At 65.6% G+C, this 18,318-nt stretch carries 15 protein-coding genes; 7 read left to right on the top strand and 8 right to left on the bottom strand.

The features are described 5' to 3' along the window. Both RMO95_RS18590 and RMO95_RS18585 read left to right on the top strand, forming a co-directional pair. On the top strand, positions 1 to 894 hold the full coding sequence (locus tag RMO95_RS18590) for a DUF692 domain-containing protein (RefSeq protein ID WP_310452159.1): 894 nt from the start codon (positions 1 to 3) through the stop codon (positions 892 to 894). Next, positions 891 to 1,673 (top strand): DNA-binding domain-containing protein, encoded by a 783-nt coding sequence (locus RMO95_RS18585; RefSeq protein ID WP_310452158.1) that lies wholly within the window; start codon positions 891 to 893, stop codon positions 1,671 to 1,673. Before RMO95_RS18590 ends, RMO95_RS18585 begins: the two co-directional genes overlap by 4 nt. 214 nt (positions 1,674 to 1,887) lie before the next feature. On the opposite strand, the gene RMO95_RS18580 is transcribed toward RMO95_RS18585, so the two are convergent. The 5 genes from RMO95_RS18580 to RMO95_RS18560 all read right to left on the bottom strand — a co-directional run bounded on the left by RMO95_RS18580 (position 1,888) and on the right by RMO95_RS18560 (position 5,129). Continuing rightward, positions 1,888 to 2,661 (bottom strand): anti-sigma factor, encoded by a 774-nt coding sequence (locus tag RMO95_RS18580; RefSeq protein ID WP_310452157.1) that lies wholly within the window; start codon positions 2,659 to 2,661, stop codon positions 1,888 to 1,890. Continuing rightward, positions 2,658 to 3,161, bottom strand: coding sequence for a sigma-70 family RNA polymerase sigma factor (locus tag RMO95_RS18575; protein WP_310452156.1), 504 nt, complete (start codon positions 3,159 to 3,161; stop codon positions 2,658 to 2,660). Before RMO95_RS18575 ends, RMO95_RS18580 begins: the two co-directional genes overlap by 4 nt. Before the next feature lie 14 nt (positions 3,162 to 3,175). After that, complete coding sequence (locus tag RMO95_RS18570; protein ID WP_310452155.1) at positions 3,176 to 3,547, bottom strand: hypothetical protein; 372 nt, start codon at positions 3,545 to 3,547, stop codon at positions 3,176 to 3,178. Between the two features lie 114 nt (positions 3,548 to 3,661). Further along, positions 3,662 to 4,003 carry a hypothetical protein gene (locus RMO95_RS18565; protein WP_310452154.1) on the bottom strand — a complete coding sequence of 114 codons (342 nt, stop codon included), beginning with the start codon at positions 4,001 to 4,003 and terminating at the stop codon, positions 3,662 to 3,664. A gap of 10 nt (positions 4,004 to 4,013) precedes the next feature. Next, a complete protein-coding gene (locus RMO95_RS18560) occupies positions 4,014 to 5,129 on the bottom strand; it encodes a PQQ-dependent sugar dehydrogenase (protein WP_310452153.1) in 1,116 nt (371 codons plus the stop codon). Positions 5,130 to 5,325: 196 nt separating this feature from the next. On the opposite strand from RMO95_RS18560, the gene RMO95_RS18555 reads away from it, so the two are divergent. After that, positions 5,326 to 7,452, top strand: coding sequence for a putative bifunctional diguanylate cyclase/phosphodiesterase (locus RMO95_RS18555; RefSeq protein ID WP_310452152.1), 2,127 nt, complete (start codon positions 5,326 to 5,328; stop codon positions 7,450 to 7,452). Positions 7,453 to 7,463: 11 nt separating this feature from the next. Here RMO95_RS18555 and RMO95_RS18550 read toward each other — a convergent pair whose 3' ends face one another. Continuing rightward, on the bottom strand, positions 7,464 to 8,510 hold the full coding sequence (locus tag RMO95_RS18550) for an AraC family transcriptional regulator (RefSeq protein ID WP_310452151.1): 1,047 nt from the start codon (positions 8,508 to 8,510) through the stop codon (positions 7,464 to 7,466). A gap of 122 nt (positions 8,511 to 8,632) precedes the next feature. On the opposite strand from RMO95_RS18550, the gene RMO95_RS18545 reads away from it, so the two are divergent. The 4 genes from RMO95_RS18545 to RMO95_RS18530 all read left to right on the top strand — a co-directional run bounded on the left by RMO95_RS18545 (position 8,633) and on the right by RMO95_RS18530 (position 13,464). Further along, positions 8,633 to 10,384, top strand: a complete 1,752-nt coding sequence (locus RMO95_RS18545; RefSeq protein ID WP_310452150.1) for a thiamine pyrophosphate-binding protein — start codon at positions 8,633 to 8,635, stop codon at positions 10,382 to 10,384. Between the two features lie 97 nt (positions 10,385 to 10,481). Then, positions 10,482 to 11,381 carry a bile acid:sodium symporter family protein gene (locus RMO95_RS18540; RefSeq protein WP_310452149.1) on the top strand — a complete coding sequence of 300 codons (900 nt, stop codon included), beginning with the start codon at positions 10,482 to 10,484 and terminating at the stop codon, positions 11,379 to 11,381. A 189-nt stretch (positions 11,382 to 11,570) separates the two neighbouring features. Next, positions 11,571 to 12,527 carry an SDR family oxidoreductase gene (locus RMO95_RS18535; protein WP_310452148.1) on the top strand — a complete coding sequence of 319 codons (957 nt, stop codon included), beginning with the start codon at positions 11,571 to 11,573 and terminating at the stop codon, positions 12,525 to 12,527. Positions 12,528 to 12,645: 118 nt separating this feature from the next. Beyond that, complete coding sequence (locus RMO95_RS18530) at positions 12,646 to 13,464, top strand: SDR family oxidoreductase (protein WP_310452147.1); 819 nt, start codon at positions 12,646 to 12,648, stop codon at positions 13,462 to 13,464. A 127-nt stretch (positions 13,465 to 13,591) separates the two neighbouring features. On the opposite strand, the gene RMO95_RS18525 is transcribed toward RMO95_RS18530, so the two are convergent. Both RMO95_RS18525 and RMO95_RS18520 read right to left on the bottom strand, forming a co-directional pair. Further along, positions 13,592 to 14,665: a c-type cytochrome gene (locus RMO95_RS18525; protein ID WP_310452146.1), complete on the bottom strand. Its 1,074-nt coding sequence runs from the start codon at positions 14,663 to 14,665 to the stop codon at positions 13,592 to 13,594. A gap of 330 nt (positions 14,666 to 14,995) precedes the next feature. Next, positions 14,996 to 18,121, bottom strand: coding sequence for an EAL domain-containing protein (locus RMO95_RS18520; protein WP_310452145.1), 3,126 nt, complete (start codon positions 18,119 to 18,121; stop codon positions 14,996 to 14,998). Positions 18,122 to 18,318: the final 197 nt, after the last annotated feature.

The following is an 18,318-nucleotide window of genomic DNA, read 5'->3' as shown; positions in this document are numbered from 1 at the left end:
ATGAACACAGCGCATGCTCCCGTGCTGACCGGCATCGCCCGCAGCCTGCCTGCCGCGGGCGGCATCGGCCTCAAGCCGGAACACTTCCGCGAGATTCTCGATACGCAGCCCGAACTGGGCTTTTTCGAAGTCCACGCGGAGAACTACATGGTCGCGGGCGGCCCGTTTCACCATTACCTGACGCGCATACGCGAACGCTATGCGCTGTCGATCCACGGCGTCGGCCTCTCGATCGGCGGCGCGTCGCCGCTGGACGAGGAGCACCTGGACCGGCTTGCGGCGCTGCTCGATCGCTACCAGCCCGAATCCTTCTCGGAACATCTGGCCTGGTCCAGTCACGGCGGCGCTTTCCTCAACGACCTGTTGCCGCTGCCCTATCACGCCGCCACCCTGGACCGCGTCTGTGCGCACATCGACCGGGTGCAGGAACGCCTGCAGCGCCGGATGCTGCTGGAGAACCCGGCGAGCTATGTCGAATTCGCCGCTTCGACCATGGCCGAAACCGAATTCATTGCCGAAGTCGTGCGGCGCACCGGTTGCGGCCTGCTGCTCGACGTCAACAATGTTTACGTCGCCTGCGTCAATCATCACCGTGATCCGCGCGCCTACATAGGTGCGCTGCCCTTGCCGGCGGTCGGCCAGATTCATCTGGCGGGCTTCGCCAGCGATGTCGATGCGGCCGGCGCTCCGCTGTTGATCGACAGTCACGGCGCACCGGTGGCGCAGGCCGTCTGGGACCTTTACGAATTCGCGCTGGAAGGCCTGGGCCCGACGCCGACATTGATCGAGCGCGACAACGACATCCCCGCCTTGCCCGTGCTGCTGGCCGAGGCCTACCAGGCGCAGCGCATCATGCGCAAGCGTGTCGCCGCGACTGACGAGGTCTGCGCATGAACATCCAGAGCGCCTTCGCCGACGCGCTGCTGGCGCCCGAAGCCGTCTGCCCGACGGGCCTGCTCGCCTGGAACGGGTCCGATCCGGGCCGGCGCTTCGCCGTCTATCGCAACAACGTCATGGTCTCGCTGATCGATGCGCTGGCCGACAGCTACCCGGTCACGCAGGAACTGGTCGGCGAGGAATTCTTTGCCGCCATGGCGCGCCTCTTCGTGCAGGCGCAGCCGCCGCGCTCGCCGGTGCTGGCGCTTTACGGCGAGGGCTTCGCCGACTTCATCGAAGCCTTTCCACCGGCCGTCGGCCTGCCTTACCTGGCCGACGTCGCGCGCCTCGAAATGCGGCGCGTGCAGGCTTGGCACGCGGCCGATGCCGAGCCGCTGACGGAGCAGGAACTGGCGCGCCTGCTGGCCGACGCATCGCTGCCGCTGGCGCGCTTCGGCCTGCAGCCCTCGCTCGGGGTGTTGCGTTCGCGCCACGCGGTGGTTTCGCTGTGGGCCGCGCATCAGGCCGACGATGTCGCGGCGGCGCTGGCGCAAATCGCGGTGGATCAAGCCGAAGCCGCGCTGGTGTTGCGCGTCGGGCTGGAGGTCGACATCACCCGCATCGGCGAGGGCGCCGCCGCATTCGTCGGCGGCCTGCAGCAAGGCCTGGCCTTTGGCGCGGCGGCCGGGCAGGCACTGGCGGTCGAGCCCGAATTCGATCTGGCCGCCACCCTGGGCATGCTGATCCGCGGCGGCGGCCTATGCAGCGCAAGTATTCCAGGCGACATGAACTCATGAGCGAGTCCCTCCCCGGATCCGGATCGCGCGGCACTGCTGGGGTGAGTGCTGAACGCTACCGTCGTCCCGACCTTGCCCATCCCCATTCCCTGTAGGGCCGGCTTCAGCCGGCCGGCGGTGGATGACGTTGTAGGGCCGACTTCAGTCGGCCAGGGTGGATGGCGGACTGAAGTCCGCCCTACAGTCCGCCCGGTCCGCCCTGCAGCCCTTGCCCTTACTTGCCGTGCTGCCGGTACACCAGCGTCGCCAGGCGCAGCATGTCTTCGCGTCCGGTGTTGCCCGACAGCGCGTAGCCGAAGCGGCTGTCGGTCCAGTAGAAGACATCGATGCCGTTTTCGCGCGCGTAGCGGAAGCTGGTGTCGGCGGCCTTGGGCGCCGCGGGGCGAACGTAGAGCGTCAGGCGTTTGTGCTCGGCGTCCTCGTACATGAACTGCGCCACCTCGCCGCTGTCGCCGGGCAGCAAACGCCCACCGACCAGCCGGTAGCCGACTTCTTCCAGCTGCGGCGGCTGCAGCGGGGCGCCGAGGCGCTTCGACAGCCAGGCGACCAGATGGGCTTCCTGGTCGGCGCCGACCTCGACCGGATGGCGGACTTCGGGCACGAACACGGCGTGGGCGATCGCCGCCTGGCGCGGCAGCGAAGCCGCTGCCATGCCCGGGCCCGGCGCGGGCGCGGTTTCGCCGCGCAGGAAAAAGCCGGTGATCGCGCCCAAGCCCAGCCAGGCGACCGCGGCCAGCTTGCGCGCATCGAGCGCATTGAGCCAATACGGCGCGGCGTTGGCGGCCGGAATCAGGCGCGCCGGAACGGCTTCGTCGAGCACGCGGTCGTAGGTCCGGTGCAGCCGCGCCGACTGTGCGCGCCATTCCTCGGCCTGGGCGCGCCGTTCGGGATGCGCGGCGAGCCAGGTCTCGACCTGCATCAGGCGCGCCGGGTCGAGCTGGCCATCGGCCCAGGCATGCAGATCGTCTTCGGAAATCGGCGTATTCATGTGCTGACCACTTTCAATATCGGTGCCGTCTCGCCGGCCAAGATCGCCTTGAGGCGCAGGCGTGCGCGCGACAGGCGCGACATCACGGTGCCCTGCGGAATATTCAGAGCGCGCGCCACTTCGGCGTAGCTGAGTTCTTCGAGCCCGACCAGCAGCAGCACTTCGCGCTGGTCCGGCGGCAGCAGCGCCAGCGCGCGTTCGAGGTCGCGCAGTTCCAGCGCATCGTGCTGGCTGGCGCGCTGTACCGGCACCGGCAGATCCTCGTCGGCGCAGAAGTCGATGCGGCTGTCGCGGCGTCGGCCATCGACGTGCAGGTTATGCATGATGGAAAACAGCCAGGGACGCAGGTCGCGGCTGCGCTGCCACAGGCGCCACTTTTCCAGCGCGCGCTGCAGCGTCTCCTGCACCAGGTCGTCCGCCGCATCGACGCGCCCCGTCAGCGCCCGCGCGTAGCGGCGCAGACGGGGGATTTCGGCAACGATGGCATCGCGGCTGTTCACGTCATTCCGGTCGGCTAGGGCTTGGCGACGTGCCAGACATTGTTGAAGCCGTCGCCGGTCTTGTCGCCGGGCTTGGCGTCCTTGACCCAGTAGTAGAGCGGCTTGCCCTTCTGCGCCCACTGCTTGGAGCCGTCGTCGCGCGTGATGATGCTGAAATCGCCGCTGGCGGCGTCGCCCGCGGCGGCCATCAGCGGCGGCCAGTTGCCGGCACAGGGGCCGTTGCAGGCGCTTTTGCCGCCGGCATCCTTGTCGAAGGTGTAGAGCGTCATGCCCTTGGCGCCGACCAGCACGCCGTCCATGGGCTTGACCGGGGCGCCGGCGGCCAGCGCGCCGCCGGCAGCGAGGGCGGCGGCACACAATGCAACAATCAGCTTATTGATTTTCATGAGGTTCTCCGTTGGGGTTGGGGGTCTTGCACCTCATATACGGATGGCGACCCGCGATTATTCCGGCGGCTCATGAAGAGTTGGCGTTGGCGGCACGGTGACGCATCGGTCGCCTCAACTGCCACCGACACCGCCGTTGCGTACCGTGGAGCCGACGAATTCGCGGTCGACCAGGCAGCCATCGACATCGCCCTGGCGGTAACGCAGCGCGATGGCGCGCTCGCACATCGCCCGCTTGTAATGCAGTTTCGCCGTGCAATCGTCGGCGAAGGCCCGGCCGAGTTCGTCGCCGATGCAGGCGCCGGCCGCGATCTCGTCGTCGGTCTCGAGTTGCGCCATGCAGTAATCGGCGATCCAGTGAATTTTCATGCCCGGAATGCGGCATGCGGGCTGTGCCGCGAATGCCGGCGCCGCGAGTGTCAGCGCGGTCAGCAGCAGAAAGGCGGATGGGCGCATGCGCGGCGGCTCAGGGCTTGCGCCAGGTGATGCGATAGATCGCGCCGGCCTGGTCGTCGGCGACCAGCAGCGAGCCGTCGGGCAGGGTTTGCAGATCGGCCGGGCGGCCCCAGGCCGATCCGCCCTGCAGCCAGCCGCTGGCGAAAGTCTCGTAGCTCACGGCGCGGCCGTCCTTCACGCGCACCAGACTGATGCGGTAGCCGATCTTTTGCGAGCGGTTCCACGAACCGTGTTCGGCGATGAAAATCTGCCCGCGGTATTCGGCGGGAAACATCGTGCCGTCGTAGAAGCGTATCCCGAGGCTGGCGACGTGCGGCCCGAGCTTTTGTGCCGGCGGCTCGAATTCGCCGCACTTGCGCCGCGCGCCGTACTCGGGATCGGCGATCTCGCCGCCGTGGCAGAACGGGTAGCCGAAATGCATCCCGGCGCGCGGGGCGCGGTTCAACTCGTCGGGCGGGCTGTTGTCGCCCAGCATATCGCGGCCATTGTCGGTGAACCACAGCGCGCCGTCGGCCGGGCTCCAGTCGAAGCCGACGCTGTTGCGTATGCCGCGCGCGTAGATCTCGCGCCCCGAGCCGTCGGCGTTCATGCGCAGCAGCGCGGCATAGGGGTCGCCCGGAGCGCAGATGTTGCAGGGCGCGCCGACCGGCACATAGAGCTTGCCGTCGGGGCCGAAGGCGATGAACTTCCAGCCGTGGTGGGTTTCCTGCGGCAGCGTGTCGGTGACGACGACCGGCGCCGGCGCGCGCTCATTGCCATGGTCGATGCGTTTGTCGATATCGTCGTAGCGCAGGATGCGGTTCACTGCCGCGACATACAGCGCACCGTTTCGCCAGGCCAGGCCGCTGGGCATGTTGAGGCCGTCGGCGATGCGCGTCACGGCGCCGGCCCGATAGCCGGCGTCGAAACGCACCGCGTGCACCTTGCCGGCGCCGCGCGAGCCGACGTAGAGCACGCCGCCCTTGGCATCGACGCCGCCCAGCGCCATCTGCCGTGCATTGTCGACGCGCGCCCAGAGTTCGATGGCGAAGCCCGGCGGTAGCTTGATGCTTTCCAGCGGCAGCGCGGCGGCTAAGGTGGTCCAGGCCAGGAGGCCGATGCTCAGCAGATGTCGGACAAGGTTCATGGCAAGAGTTGGCGCTGACGACACGGCGATTCTCGATCAGTTCGCCCTGCGGCGCAACGCCGATGCTCCTGTCGGGCAACGAGCCGGCTTGGGGCACGCCCGGTGACCCCCGGTGACCATTGGCACCGTTTTGGCGCAGGAAATCCTTGAAATGGCGCATTCAAGCGCGGCATGGGGATTGCTTATGTGTCCCCTCATGCATTCGTCACTTGCCCGCCTGCGCCGTTCCAGCCTCGACACATCCCTGCCGGTGGACCGGGCGCGGGTGCTCGACACGCTGGTGAATAATCTGGAAGGCATGGCCTATCGCTGCCTGAATGACGCGGACTGGACCATGCTCTTCGTCAGCCACGGCTGCCTGGAACTGACCGGCTACGCGTCGCAGGAGTTGGTCGAGGGCGGTTGCGTGTCGTGGGAGGAACTGACCTTTGCCGAGGATAGAGCCCGGGTGCGTGGCGAAATCGCCATTGCCGTCGCGGCCGGCAAACGCTTTTCCGTCCAGTACCGCATCGTCACCGGCGGTGGCGATGTCAAATGGGTGATCGAGCGCGGCGTCGCCGTGGCCGACGAGACGGGGCGGCCGGTGATCGAGGGCTTCATCGAAGATGTCAGCGTGCGCCACAGGACGCTGAAGGCCCTGGAACATGCCGAACTGCGCTATCGGCATATCTTCGAACACGCCTCGGAAGGCATCTTCCAGACCACCCGCGACGGTCGCTACCTGGCCGCCAATCCGGCGCTGGCGAAGCTCTATGGCTATGCCACGCCGCAGGAACTGATCGACGACCTGGCCGACATCGAGCGCCGGCTGTATGTCGAGGAGTCGCGTCGCGAGAAGTTCCGCCACTTGATGGAAGCCCACGGTGAAGTCGTCAACTTCGAATCCGAGGTCTTCTGTCGCGACGGCTCGAAAATCTGGATATCCGAGAACGCCCACAGCGTGCGCGGGGCCCATGGCGAATTCATCTGCTACGAAGGCACGGTGCAGGACATCACCGAGCGCAAGAGCTACCAGGAACAGCTCGAACGCCAGGCCAACCACGACCTGCTGACCGGCCTGCCCAACCGCAACCTGTTGGCCGACCGCCTCGGCCAGGCGATCGCGCGGGCCGAGCGCCTGGGCTATTTCCTGGCCCTGGTGTTCATCGATCTCGACAATTTCAAGTTCATCAACGACAGTCTCGGCCATGCCGCCGGCGACGAACTGCTGGTGGAAATCTCCAGCCGCCTGCGTCACTGCCTGCGCAGCTCGGACACCGTGGCGCGGCAGGGCGGCGACGAGTTCGTGCTGGTGCTCAACGACCATTACCGGGTCAATTCCATCATCTCCCTGCTGGAGCGGGTGCTGGTCGAGATCGGCCGTCCGGTCAGCCTTTCCGGGCGCGAGTTCCAGGTCGGCGCCAGCATCGGCGTCGCGCTCTATCCGCAGGACGGCGACGATGCCAGCACCTTGCTCAAGCATGCCGACGTCGCGATGTATGCGGCCAAGGATCGCGGCCGCAACAACTTCCAGTTTTTCACGCACGAACTCAACCATCTGGCCGACGAGCGGCTCAACCTGGAAAGCGCGATGCGCGCCGGCATCGAACAGGACGAGTTCGTCGTGCACTTCCAGCCCAAGGTGGATCACCGCCGCCGCATCGTCGGCGTCGAGGCGCTCGCGCGCTGGAACAATCCCGAGTTCGGCAGCGTGGCGCCGGACCGCTTCATCCCCATTGCCGAGGAAACCGGGCTGATCGTGCCGCTGACCGAGGTGATCCTGAAACAGGCCTTCGCCGCCGCCGCAAGATGGTTGCCGATCCACGGCCATGCCATCCAGGTGGCGGTGAATCTCTCGCCCAAGCTGTTTCTCGGCGAGGAGATCGTCAACCGTGTCGCCGCCCTGCTGCGCGAGGCCGGTTTGCCGCCGGAGCGGGTGGAACTGGAGGTCACCGAAAGCGTGTTCCTCGGCGACAGCGAGCGTGCGGTGCGCATCCTCGGCGAATTCAAGGATCTCGGCGTCAGCCTGGCGATGGACGACTTCGGCACCGGCTATTCGTCGCTGTCCTACCTGCGCCGCTTTCCGCTCGACATCATCAAGATCGATCGCTCGCTGGTGACCGGCATCGAGCACGAGGAAGAAGTGGCGATGATCGCCCGCGCCGTCATCTCGCTGGGCCAGAGCTTGAGGAAGACCGTGGTCGCCGAGGGCGTGGAAAACCAGGCCCAGTTCGATTTCCTGCGCTTCCAGGGTTGCAACGAATTCCAGGGCTACCTGATCGCGCGCCCCATGCCGGCGGGCGATTTCGAGCAGTTGCTGGCACGCACCGGCGGGCAGTTGTAGCCGCAGCCGAACTACCAGCCCTTGCGCCACGCCGAGGGCGAGGTGGCGAACCAGTTGCGGAAGGCGCGGGTGAAGGAGCTTTGCTCGGCGTAGCCCAGCAGCAAGGCAACATCCAGCGCCGAAAGCGACGAATCGCGCAGATAGACCTGCGCCAGTTCGCGGCGCGAGGCGTCGAGCAGGCCGTGAAACGAAGCCCCGGCCTGAACGAGGCGGCGCTGCATCGTGCGCGGCGTCATGCCGAGGGAGGCCGCGACGTGCTTCAGCGTGGTCTCGCACTTCGGCATCAGCGGCACCAGCGCCTGCCGCACCTGGCTGACGATGTCATGGCCGCCCTGCAGGCGGGCGATGACCAAGCGCGCCTCGTCGCGCATCGCCAGGTTAAGCGCGGCGTCTGCCTGGACCAGCGGACGCGACAGCAGGTCGCCGTCGAACAGCATTGCATTCTCGCCGGCGGCGAAACGCACCGGGCAGTCGAAGAAGGTGTCGAAGGGCAGCGTGTCTTCGGGCGCGCCATGCAGAAATCGCACCTCGCGCAACGGCAGCTCGCTGCGCGTTATCCAGCGCCCGAAACCGGCCCAGCTGGCGAGCAGGGATTCGGCCAGGAGATCGCAGTACGGCAGTCCCGCCCGGGTCGCCTCGGGCAGCACCACCCAGGCCAGCTTGACGTGCCCACCCTCGCGGCCGAAATGTGTTTCGCTGTAGCCCGAGTCGAACACGATGCGCCGATACAGCGGCACCAGGCCGATCGCCTCCTCCAGGTCGCGACAGCTCATCAGCGCATAGCCGAGCACGTCGAAGGTGTCGGGCCGCGCATCGCGGCCGAATTCCAGCCCGAGGTCGCGCCGGCCGGTCAGCGCCAGCGCCGTGCGGAACAGCGCCACCAGCGCGCTGAAGGGCAGGCGGCCTTGCGGCGCACTCCATTCCGCCGCGTCGATGCGCGCATGCCGCAGCAGGGCCGCGCGCGGCAGCCCGAGGCGATCGACGACGTCCAGCAGGCGCCGGCCATAGGCCATGGCGACACTGATTTCCACCTTCGGGGCGATTTCGGTACCGGGCATGTTGTCGCGAAATGACAAATGGCCGGGTATTTTGCGACAAGCAGCGGCACTATTCAATCGCCTATTCTTGCCGGACGCGACAAGCGCCGAAAAATCGACGCAAGAACGAGGAGAACGAGGTCATGGCAGAAATCACCGGCGGCGAAGTCATCGCCCGCATGTTGCAGAAGGAAGGCGTCGAGAAAGTCTTCGGCATCATCGACGGCACCTATTTCGGTTTCTATTCGGCGCTGCACCGGCTCGGCATCGAGATCGTCACGCCGCGCCACGAAACCTGCGCGGCGCACATGGCCGGCACCTATGCGCGGCTGACCGGCAAGCTCGGCGTCTGCATGGCCAGCAACGGCCCCGGCGTCGCCAACCTGCTGCCTGGGCTGGTGGTCGAGCAGGCCGACGGCAACCGCGTGCTGGCGATCACCAGCGCGCGCCGCCCGACCATCATGTATCCGGACCGCGGCGGCAGCTACCAGTGCTTCGACCAGAGCGGCGTCATTGGCAAGATCGGCAAGTGGAGCTCGGCGGTATCGAGCTTCGACCGCGTGCCCGAGCTGGTGCGCAAGGCGCTGCGCAAGAGTTACGAGGGCCGGCCCGGCGTGGTGCATGTCGACGTGCCCGAGACCATCATGAACGGCAAATTCAAGGCCGACGTCAGTTACTGGGCGCCGCACCAGTACCGCAACGCCGTGCCGCCAGCGCCAACTTTCGAGCAAGTCAAGCAGGCCGCCGATCTGCTGATCGCGGCGGGCGCGCCGATGATCCACGCCGGCAGCGGCATCATCCATGCCAACGCCTACGATGCGTTGCGCCGCGTCGCCGAACTGCTGCACGCGCCGGTCACCACCAGCTGGGCCGCGCGTGGCATGTTGACCGAGGATTCGCCGTTGGCCATCACCATGCCGCACGTCAAGCTCAACCACCAGGTGCGCAACGATGCCGATGTCGTGCTGATCCTCGGCTCGCGCATCGGCGAGACCGACTGGTGGGGCAAGCCGCCCTACTGGCGCCATCCGTCGGAGCAGAAAACCATCCAGGTCGACCTCGACGGCGACATGATCGGCGTGAACAAGCCGGTCGACCTCGGCATCGTCGCCGACGCCAAACGCTTCCTCGAACTGCTGGGGGACGAACTGCAAAAACGCCAGGATGAACTCAAGCTCGACGCCCGCCGCAGCCGCGTCGCCGGTTACGCCAAAACCATGAAGGAAGAACGCGCCGGCTGGGACAAGGCGCTCTCCGACATGGCGATCCCGATGCATCCGGCGCACATCGGTGCCGTCTGCAGGGAACTCTTCCCGGAAGATTCCGTGCTGGTCGCCGACGGCGGCAACGCCACGATCTGGGCCATGTTCTATCACAAGGTCACGGTGCCCAACACGGTGATCTCCACCTTCAAGTTCGGCATGCTCGGCGCCGGCATGTCGCAGGCGGTGGCGGCGGCGATTGCGCGGCCGGGCAAGCCGGTCTGCTGCATCATCGGCGACGGCGCCATGGGCTTCCACTCGCAGGAAGTCGAGACCGCGGTGAGAAACCACGCGCAGGTGATCTACATCGTGCTGGCCGACAAGCAGTGGGGCATGGTCAAGATGAACCAGCAGTTCATGCTGCGGCCGATCAAGACCATGATCTTCAAGCACCTCGATCCCGACGAGACCATCAAGGCCGACCTCGGCGAAATCAAGTTCGACAAGCTGGGTGAGAGCATGGGCGCCTACGGCGAGCGCGTCTCCGATCCGGCGCAATTGAAGCCGGCACTCGAACGTGCGCTGGCTACCGGCGGCTGCGCGGTGATCCACGTCGACGTCGATCCGGTCAAGCACATGTGGGCGCCGGGACTGATCCACTTCAAGAAGATGCACGAGGAACCGAAGGCGTGATTTTCGTCATTCCGGCGAAGGCCGGAATCCAGTACGGCCTGGATTCCCGCGTGCGCGGGAATGACGGGCGGCAGCATATGCTTGCTACGGAGAGCCCATGAACGAAATCGACCTCGTCCGCCTCAACTTCAATCCGCAATCCCTGTGGGCGCTCAACTTCATCATCGGCCTGGTGATGTTCGGCGTCGCGCTCGACCTCAAGGTGGAAGATTTCAAGGCGGTGCTGACCATGCCCAAGCCGGTGATCATCGGCATGATCGGGCAGTTCATCCTGCTGCCGGCCTTCACCTTCCTGCTGGTGCTGGTGATCAAACCCGCGCCCAGCATCGCGCTGGGCATGATGCTGGTCGCGGCCTGTCCGGGCGGCAACATTTCCAACTTCCTCACGCACTACGCCAAGGGCAACACCGCGCTGTCGATCACCATGACGGCGCTCTCGACCGCCGTGGCCATCGTCATGACGCCGCTCAACCTGTCGCTCTGGGGCGGGCTGTATCCGGAAACCGCGAAGATCCTCAAGGAGGTGGCGCTCGATCCGCTGGAAATGCTGCTTGCCGTGTTCCTGCTGCTCGGCCTGCCCATGGCGGCGGGTATGTGGACCGGCTCACGCTTCCCGAATTTCGTCGAGCGCGCGCACAAGCCGGTGAAAATCTTCTCCCTGGCCGTATTCGGCATTTTCGTGCTCGGCGCGCTGGCGGCCAACTGGCGCTACTTCCTCGATTACGTCGGCTTCGTCGTCTTCGCCGTGTTCCTGCATAACGGCCTGGCGCTGACTACGGGCTACTTCGCCGCAAAGTTCGCCGGCCTGCCCGAGCGCGACCGGCGTGCGGTCTCGATCGAAGTCGGCATCCAGAACTCGGCGCTGGGCCTGATCCTGATATTCAACTTCTTCGACGGCCTCGGCGGCATGGCCATCGTCACGGCCTGGTGGGGCATCTGGCACATCATTTCCGGACTCACCGTGTCGACCATCTGGAGCAGGAGAGAACCGCAATGAGTACGTTCCCAGCCCGCTCCAACGGCCGGCTTTGCACAGCCGGCCGGCTTCGGCGGCGCGGAGCAGTGCTCCGCGAATTCCCGCCTCCGCCCCAGGGAAAGGGGTGACGATGGTTCGCCGCTGCGCGGCTCCATGTCTTACGCTGCGTCAAGCTTGGGGCGGCCCTGCGCCTGACGCGCAAGGCGCCACATGAGCGCAGCCTGCGTCCTCGTCACCGGCAGCGCCGGCTACCTCGGCAGCCAGGTAGTGGCCGCGCTGGCGGCGCGCAGCGACATCGCCACCGTCGCGCTCGATGTACGCGTGCCGGCGCAGCGGCTCGAAGGCGTCAGTTACGAAGTCGCCGACATCCGCTTTCCCGAAGTCGACGCCATCGTCGCCCGCCATCGGCCGCAGGTCGTGGTGCATCTGGCCTCCATCGTCACGCCGGGCAAAGACAGCAATCGCGAGTTCGAATACAGCGTCGATGTCGGCGGCACCCGCAACCTGCTCGAAGCCTGCCTGAGTCACCATGTGCAGCGTGTCATCGTCTCGTCCTCTGGCGCCGCCTACGGCTACCACGCCGACAATCCGCAATGGCTGGGCGAGTCTGACCCGCTGCGCGGCAACCAGAGCTTCGCCTATTCCTGGCACAAGCGCCTAGTCGAGGAAATGCTGGCCGAGTACCGCGTCAGCCAGCCGCAACTGCAACAGGTCGTCTTCCGCATCGGCACCATCCTCGGTGCCACGGTGCACAACCAGATCACCGACCTGTTCGAGAAGCCGCGCCTGATCGCGATCCGCGGCGCCGACAGCCCCTTCGTCTTCATCCACGACCAGGACGTGGTCGGCGCCATCGTGCAAGGCGTCGACTCGAAGGTGACCGGAATATTCAACGTCGCTGGCGACGGCAAGCTGAGCATCCACGAAATCGCCGCGCGACTAGGCAAGAAATGCGTGGTATTCCCGCCCAGCATGCTGCAGGCGGCGCTGTGGCTGCTGAAGAAGCTGGGCCTGACCCAGTATGGGCCCGAGCAGATCGACTTCCTGCGCTACCGCCCGGTGCTCGACAACCGGCGGCTGAAGGAAGAATTTTGCTACGTGCCCAAGCTCACCTCGGCCGAAGTCTTCGAACTGTGGCGCACGTCGCGCCTGCGCAAAGTCACGTGAGGGGGCATCGTCATTCCGGCGTACGCCGTCCTCCGTCATTCCCGCGGTCTCGACACACCCGGGATTCCGCTTCGCGGCGGGCGAAGCCGGAATCCAGGGCCTCCCTCCCAACCCGCAAATGACCCCCCGCAACCTCGCCAACAAAGTAGTCCTGATCACCGGCGCCGCCGGCGGCCTCGGCACCGCGCTGTGCCAGCGCTATGCCGCCGCCGGCGCACGCATCGCCGCGCTGGATCTCGACGCCGCCAAACTCGACACCCTGACAACGTCGCTGCGCGCCACCGGCGCCGCAGCGCTGGCCCTGCCCGGCGACATCACCGACCCGATTGCCTGCAAGGCAGCGGTAGCCGCAACGCTGGCGAATTTTGGCGCGCTAGACGGCCTCATCAACAATGCCGGCATCAGCCATCGCAGCCTGCTCGCCGACACCGATCCCGGCGTGATCCGCCGCGTCATGGAGGTCAATTTCTTCGGTGCCGCCAATCTCACCCGGGCCGCGCTGGCGCAAATCGTGGCGCGGCAGGGCTTCATCGTCGCCATCTCCAGCGTCGCCGGCTTTTCGCCGCTGACCGGTCGCACCGGCTATGCCGCCAGCAAGCACGCGCTGCACGGCTTCTTCGATAGCCTGCGCAGCGAAGTCGAAAGCAGCGGCGTCGGCGTCACCCTCGTCTGTCCCTCCTTCATCCGTACCGGCATAGGCGCCGCCGCAACCGACGGCAGCGGCGCGCCGGTGAGCAGCCCGCGCATCACCGTCGGCATCGAGTCCTCGCCCAAGGAAATCGCGCAGCGCATTTTCGATGCAGTAGCGGCAGGACACAAGCTGCTGCTGCCCGATGCCACTGCGCGCAAGGCCTGGTGGCTCAGCCGGCTGGCGCCGGGACTCTATGCCCGAATCATGAAGCGGCGAGTGGGCGGGGAGTTTTCGGGCCTGCTGTAATCCGGCTCGCGTCGGATGGTTCAGGAGTCGACGCCGGCGGCACGGCGGCGGCACCGATCCCAATCCCGGCTCCAACCCCGGCCACGCCTTGCGCCGGACTGAAGCGGCGCGCCTCGGTCAGTCGGGGTCAGTCGGGCCGGAAGTCGAACTTTGCCTTCGTCGGCTGATTCTGGCCGACCCTGTGGATCAGCGCCGTGATCCTGTACGCGTACTTCTCGGGCATCCTGAAATAGTTGCCATAGCTGGTGGCGCGGTTGAACGAGATCGGATTGAGCTTCTTGGTCTGCTCGCCCATCACCGGATCATCGACGCTCAGCTCGATCCGCGCATCCTTGATCTCGCTGCCCGTCTCGCGGTCGAGCAGAGAAATATTGACGTGGTAATAGCCCTTGCCGCTGGGTATCCCGCCGCCCATCGATCCCTGCCTGTCTTCGGCCAGATGCTTGACCCGGATCGACTCCGCCGATACGACACCCAGATACACGTCCATGCCTTCGACAATCTTGTGGTTGCGGTCTTCGCCCGGAGCCTTGGCCACGGCAGGTGCGCCGTTCGGCACAATGCCCTTGTTGAACATGTAGAGCGCCGCCACGCGGATTTCGGAATCGGTCAGATCGGCCATGCCGCCGCGCGGAGGCATCGCCCCATGCCCCTTGATCGCGGAACGGACCAGGAACTCCGTGCCGTGCGAGAAGCGGGGCGCCCAGGCAGCCAGGTCGCCGATTTTCGGCGCGCCGTCGACGCCGCTCTCGTGGCACTTGATGCACTGGCTGTTGACGATCTGTTCACCGGAGCGCTCGCGAAACGCCGTCGCGACCGCCGCCGGTTCGGTCCAGTGGCCGCCGGACTGATTGACCATGTAGGTGATGGCGCGCTTGATGTCCATGTCGCCCAGGCCCGGATTGCCGCCGTGCGGCGGCATTTTTCGCAGGCCCTGCAGCGCGTGTTGACTGAGGCTCGTCAACCCTTGCGCGGCCCTCGGTTTCCAAGCCTGCGCATCGCCGATTTTCGGCGCGCCGTGCAGGCCCGTGGCGTGACAATTGGCGCAAACCGCATCCACCACCTGCTTGCCGCTCAAGCCCTTGTCCTCACCCATCGCCACGGCGGGAATCAGCAGGACGAGGGCAACGACGATTTTTGCCGACAACTTCTTCGAGAAATGCAAATGCGTGGATTTTTTGATTTTGACTGGATTGTTCATCGCAGGTCTCCTTCCTCAACAAGCGGGAGCTTCAGGAGACACGTCGCGACGCATCGCGCGTCGCCAGAAAAAATTCACTACGGGCACCTGGTCCCGCCTGCAAAACCATACGGGGATATCCCCATATGTTTTTGATCATAGTACATGCCCGGGCAAGCCGAAATGCCGATCCACGGGCGCTGCAGGCAGGATCAAATCCGCTGATGCGGGTCTTTGCTCACCGGACTACTCTCCCCCCGGCCCCCTCGCCAAGCGAGGGGGTGACAATGGTTCGCCGCGGTGCGGCTCCGTGTGATGACTGGCGCCGCTTCGGGTGGCCGTGCGTGGCGCTCACGCGCCTGCGGGCTCCCGGACGAAGCGCTCGAAGCCATCGATCGGCAGCGGCCGGCTGAAGAAATAGCCTTGATAGGCATTGCAGCCGGAACGGGCGAGGAAGTCGCGTTGCGCCGCCGTCTCGACGCCTTCCGCCATCACCGACAGGCCGAGGCTCTGGGCCAGCGCCACGACGGTTCGTGCAATCGCGGCATCGTTCGGGTCGGTGAGTACGTCGCGCACAAACGACTGGTCGATCTTCAACTGATCCAGCGGCAGGCGCTTCAGGTAGGACAGCGACGAGTAGCCGGTGCCGAAGTCGTCGAGTGAGAAGCCCACGCCCGCGGCCTTCAGCGCGGCCATCTTTTCGATGATCTCCTCGACGTTGTGCACCAGCAGGCTTTCGGTCAGTTCCAGCTTCAGTCGCAGCGGATCGGCGCCGGTGTCCTTGAGCACCGCCAGCACCTGGCTGACGAAATCGGGCCGGTTGATTTGATGCACGCTGACATTGACCGCGATCGTGAGCTGGGCCATCTCCGGCCGGACGGCCCAATTTGCCAATTGGCTGCAGGCCGTTTCCAGCACCCATTGCCCCAGGGGCAGGATCAGCCCGGTTTCCTCGGCCAGCGGAATGAACTCGGCAGGCGAGACCAGGCCGCGTTCCGGATGCTGCCAGCGCACCAGGACTTCGGCACCCGTGACGCGGCCCTGGCCGCCGACCTGGGCCTGGTAATGGAGCACGAACTGCTTGCCGTCGACGGCCCGGCGCAGGCCTTCCTCCAGCGCCGCGCGCTCCTTGACGACGGACTCCATGGCCGGATCGAAGAAGCGGAAGGTGTTGCGCCCGCTTTCCTTGGCCTTGTACATGGCCAGGTCGGCCTGTTTCATCAAGTCGTCGATGCTGGGGTGCCGGGCTCCGAACAGGGTGATGCCTATGCTGGCCGTGCTCTGGAAAGCCACATTGTTGAGTTGATACTTGTGGTTGAACGAGGTGAGGATCTTGTCCGCGACCGATTCGATGCCGGTGGCGGCTTCGCTCTCGCTGGCGCTCAGGTTGGCCAGCATCACCACGAATTCATCGCCGCCGAGCCGGGCCACGGTGTCGCCGGCGCGCACGCACATGCTCAGGCGCTGTGACACCTGCTTCAGCAGCAAGTCGCCCATGTCATGGCCCAGCGTGTCGTTGAGCTTCTTGAAATTGTCGAGGTCGATGAACAGCAGCGCACCATGGTTGTTGTTGCGGGCGCTGGCGGACAAGGCCTGTTTCAGCCGATCCAGCAGCAGCGTGCGGTTGGGCAGGCCCGTCAGCTGGTCGAAGAAGGCCAGTTCCTCGATTTTCTCTTCCGCCTTCTTGCGTTCCGTGATGTCGTGGTGCATGCCGATGTAATGAGTCACCGCGCCGTTGTCGCCCTTCACCGCCGATATGGTCAGCCATTTCGGGTAGATCTCGCCATTCTTGCGCCGGTCCCAGATTTCTCCCTGCCAGCCGCCGCTGCGGTTGATGGTTTCCCACATGTCGCGATAGAACTCCCGGTCGTGGCGGCCCGACTTGAGCAGCCGCGGCGTCTGGCCCACCAGCTCGTCGGGCGCGTAGCCCGTGCTTTCGGAAAACGCCCGATTGACCCTCAGGATCACGCCTTCGGCGTCGGTGACCACCATGCCTTCCTGCGATTCGAAGGCGGCAGCGGCGATGCGCAGGTCGGCCTCGGCCTGCTTGCGGGCCGTGACGTCGCGGGTGACGGCCAGCTGCACCAGCTCGCCGTTGTCCAGCATCGGCACGGCATGGGTTTCCAGCCAGCGGCGGCCCCCCTTGAGGCCCTGCACTTCGAATATCATCTGCACCGATTCGCCGGCGAGCACCCGCCGGTGCAGGTCTTCGAAGGCCGCGCGGTATTCGGGGGTGATGACCGAAAATATCGAACGTCCGAGCACCTGCTGCAGCGAGTCGGCCTCGATCATCGCCAGCCCGGCCGGATTCATCTGTTTCAGTAGCCCGGCCGCATCGACGATCTTGATGCATTCCGGCTCGGTTTCGATTATCGCCCGCAGGCGCAATTCGCTTTCCTTCAATGCCGTCTCGCGGTGCCCCAGGGTGACCAGCAGTTGATTGAAGCCGCCGATCAATTCGCCGATTTCATCCTGGCGGACAATCGGCAGGGCTTGCGGCGGCTGGCCTGATCGCGATTGGGTGGTCAGCGCTTGCGCCGCATCGAGCAGCGGCGAAAGTTCCCGGAGCAACATCCACCAGGTCAAGCCGCCCGCCAGCAGGGACAGGAACAGCGTGGCGACCAGCATGCGCCGCTGCAGCTCGTTGATCGAGGCAAAGGCTTCCGCCGTCGACAGAATCACGGAGGTGTACCAGCCGGCGATGGGCACTTGCTTGACCGAGACCAGCACTTCCAGTCCATGCGGATTGACGGCCACCGCCGAACCTTCATAGCCCTCCATGAAACGGTCGATCCACGGATTGACGCCGTGGGCCGGGAGCACTTCCATGATGCGGGATTTGTCGAAGGCGGCAACGATGGTGCGTGTCTTCGGCGTGATCAGGAATGCCCCGCCGGACTTGCCGTAGCTGCTGTCGGTAATCTGGCTCAGGAAATTGGGCAGGCCGAGATTGATCTCTCCCGCCAGAGCCCCGATTATTTCGCCTTGGGTGTCGCGTATGGGCACGGCCATGTCGAACATCGGCTGTTGCGCCTGCTGGCCGATGACGGGCTGGCCGATGACGGGTTGGCCGACGACGGATTTGCCCTCTGTCAGGGTTTCGTTCAGGTAGGCGGGGTCGCGAAAATCGATGCCGATCCGCTGCGCCGAGACCGGTACTTCGGCAATCGCCATGCCGGCGGAATTGATCGCGAATACGCCGCCGTTGAACAGGATTTCAAAAACCGGCTGCTGTGCCAGGCGCGACTGCAGGGCGGCGGGGTCGTTCATCATGGCCGGGTTGATGCCGGCGGCAACGCTCGCCAGCACCTGCAGCCGCAGCTCCAGTTCCTGATCGATATCGGCTGCGATCAGGGAAACCGCCGCGAACTGCTGTTCGCTCAACTGAAGCTCCAGATCCTTGCGCAACACCCGGCTGGAGTAGAACGCAAGCGACCAGATGCTGACCAGGAAAATGGCCAGGGTGAACAACGTCACCCTCGTCTTCAGCGATCTCCAGTGCAAGCCAGCGAAATTCAAGGCCGATACCCCAGTTCAAACGGTCAGGCGGTTGCGCCGTCTTGGGCGAAGTATCGCATCTTGCCCGGATCGAAGCGCGTTGCCTGGGGCGAGTAAGCGGACATGTTGAAGCCGATGGATGTAGGAGCGAGCTTGCTCGCGACAACGGCTTATCG

Source organism: Sulfuritalea sp. (assembly GCF_031426875.1).
Lineage (GTDB): Bacteria > Pseudomonadota > Gammaproteobacteria > Burkholderiales > Rhodocyclaceae > Sulfuritalea.
This window is presented reverse-complemented; position numbering and strand designations above follow the sequence as displayed.

What these genes read in the sequence shown, in the direction of transcription:
- RMO95_RS18590 (WP_310452159.1), top strand. Translation starts at nt 1, where the DNA reads ATGAACACAGCGCATGCTCCCGTGCTGACCGGCATCGCCCGCAGCCTG.
- RMO95_RS18585 (WP_310452158.1), top strand. Translation starts at nt 891, where the DNA reads ATGAACATCCAGAGCGCCTTCGCCGACGCGCTGCTGGCGCCCGAAGCC.
- RMO95_RS18580 (WP_310452157.1), bottom strand. Translation starts at nt 2,661, where the DNA reads ATGAATACGCCGATTTCCGAAGACGATCTGCATGCCTGGGCCGATGGC.
- RMO95_RS18570 (WP_310452155.1), bottom strand. Translation starts at nt 3,547, where the DNA reads ATGAAAATCAATAAGCTGATTGTTGCATTGTGTGCCGCCGCCCTCGCT.
- RMO95_RS18565 (WP_310452154.1), bottom strand. Translation starts at nt 4,003, where the DNA reads ATGCGCCCATCCGCCTTTCTGCTGCTGACCGCGCTGACACTCGCGGCG.
- RMO95_RS18560 (WP_310452153.1), bottom strand. Translation starts at nt 5,129, where the DNA reads ATGAACCTTGTCCGACATCTGCTGAGCATCGGCCTCCTGGCCTGGACC.
- RMO95_RS18555 (WP_310452152.1), top strand. Translation starts at nt 5,326, where the DNA reads ATGCATTCGTCACTTGCCCGCCTGCGCCGTTCCAGCCTCGACACATCC.
- RMO95_RS18550 (WP_310452151.1), bottom strand. Translation starts at nt 8,510, where the DNA reads ATGCCCGGTACCGAAATCGCCCCGAAGGTGGAAATCAGTGTCGCCATG.
- RMO95_RS18545 (WP_310452150.1), top strand. Translation starts at nt 8,633, where the DNA reads ATGGCAGAAATCACCGGCGGCGAAGTCATCGCCCGCATGTTGCAGAAG.
- RMO95_RS18540 (WP_310452149.1), top strand. Translation starts at nt 10,482, where the DNA reads ATGAACGAAATCGACCTCGTCCGCCTCAACTTCAATCCGCAATCCCTG.
- RMO95_RS18535 (WP_310452148.1), top strand. Translation starts at nt 11,571, where the DNA reads ATGAGCGCAGCCTGCGTCCTCGTCACCGGCAGCGCCGGCTACCTCGGC.
- RMO95_RS18530 (WP_310452147.1), top strand. Translation starts at nt 12,646, where the DNA reads ATGACCCCCCGCAACCTCGCCAACAAAGTAGTCCTGATCACCGGCGCC.
- RMO95_RS18525 (WP_310452146.1), bottom strand. Translation starts at nt 14,665, where the DNA reads ATGAACAATCCAGTCAAAATCAAAAAATCCACGCATTTGCATTTCTCG.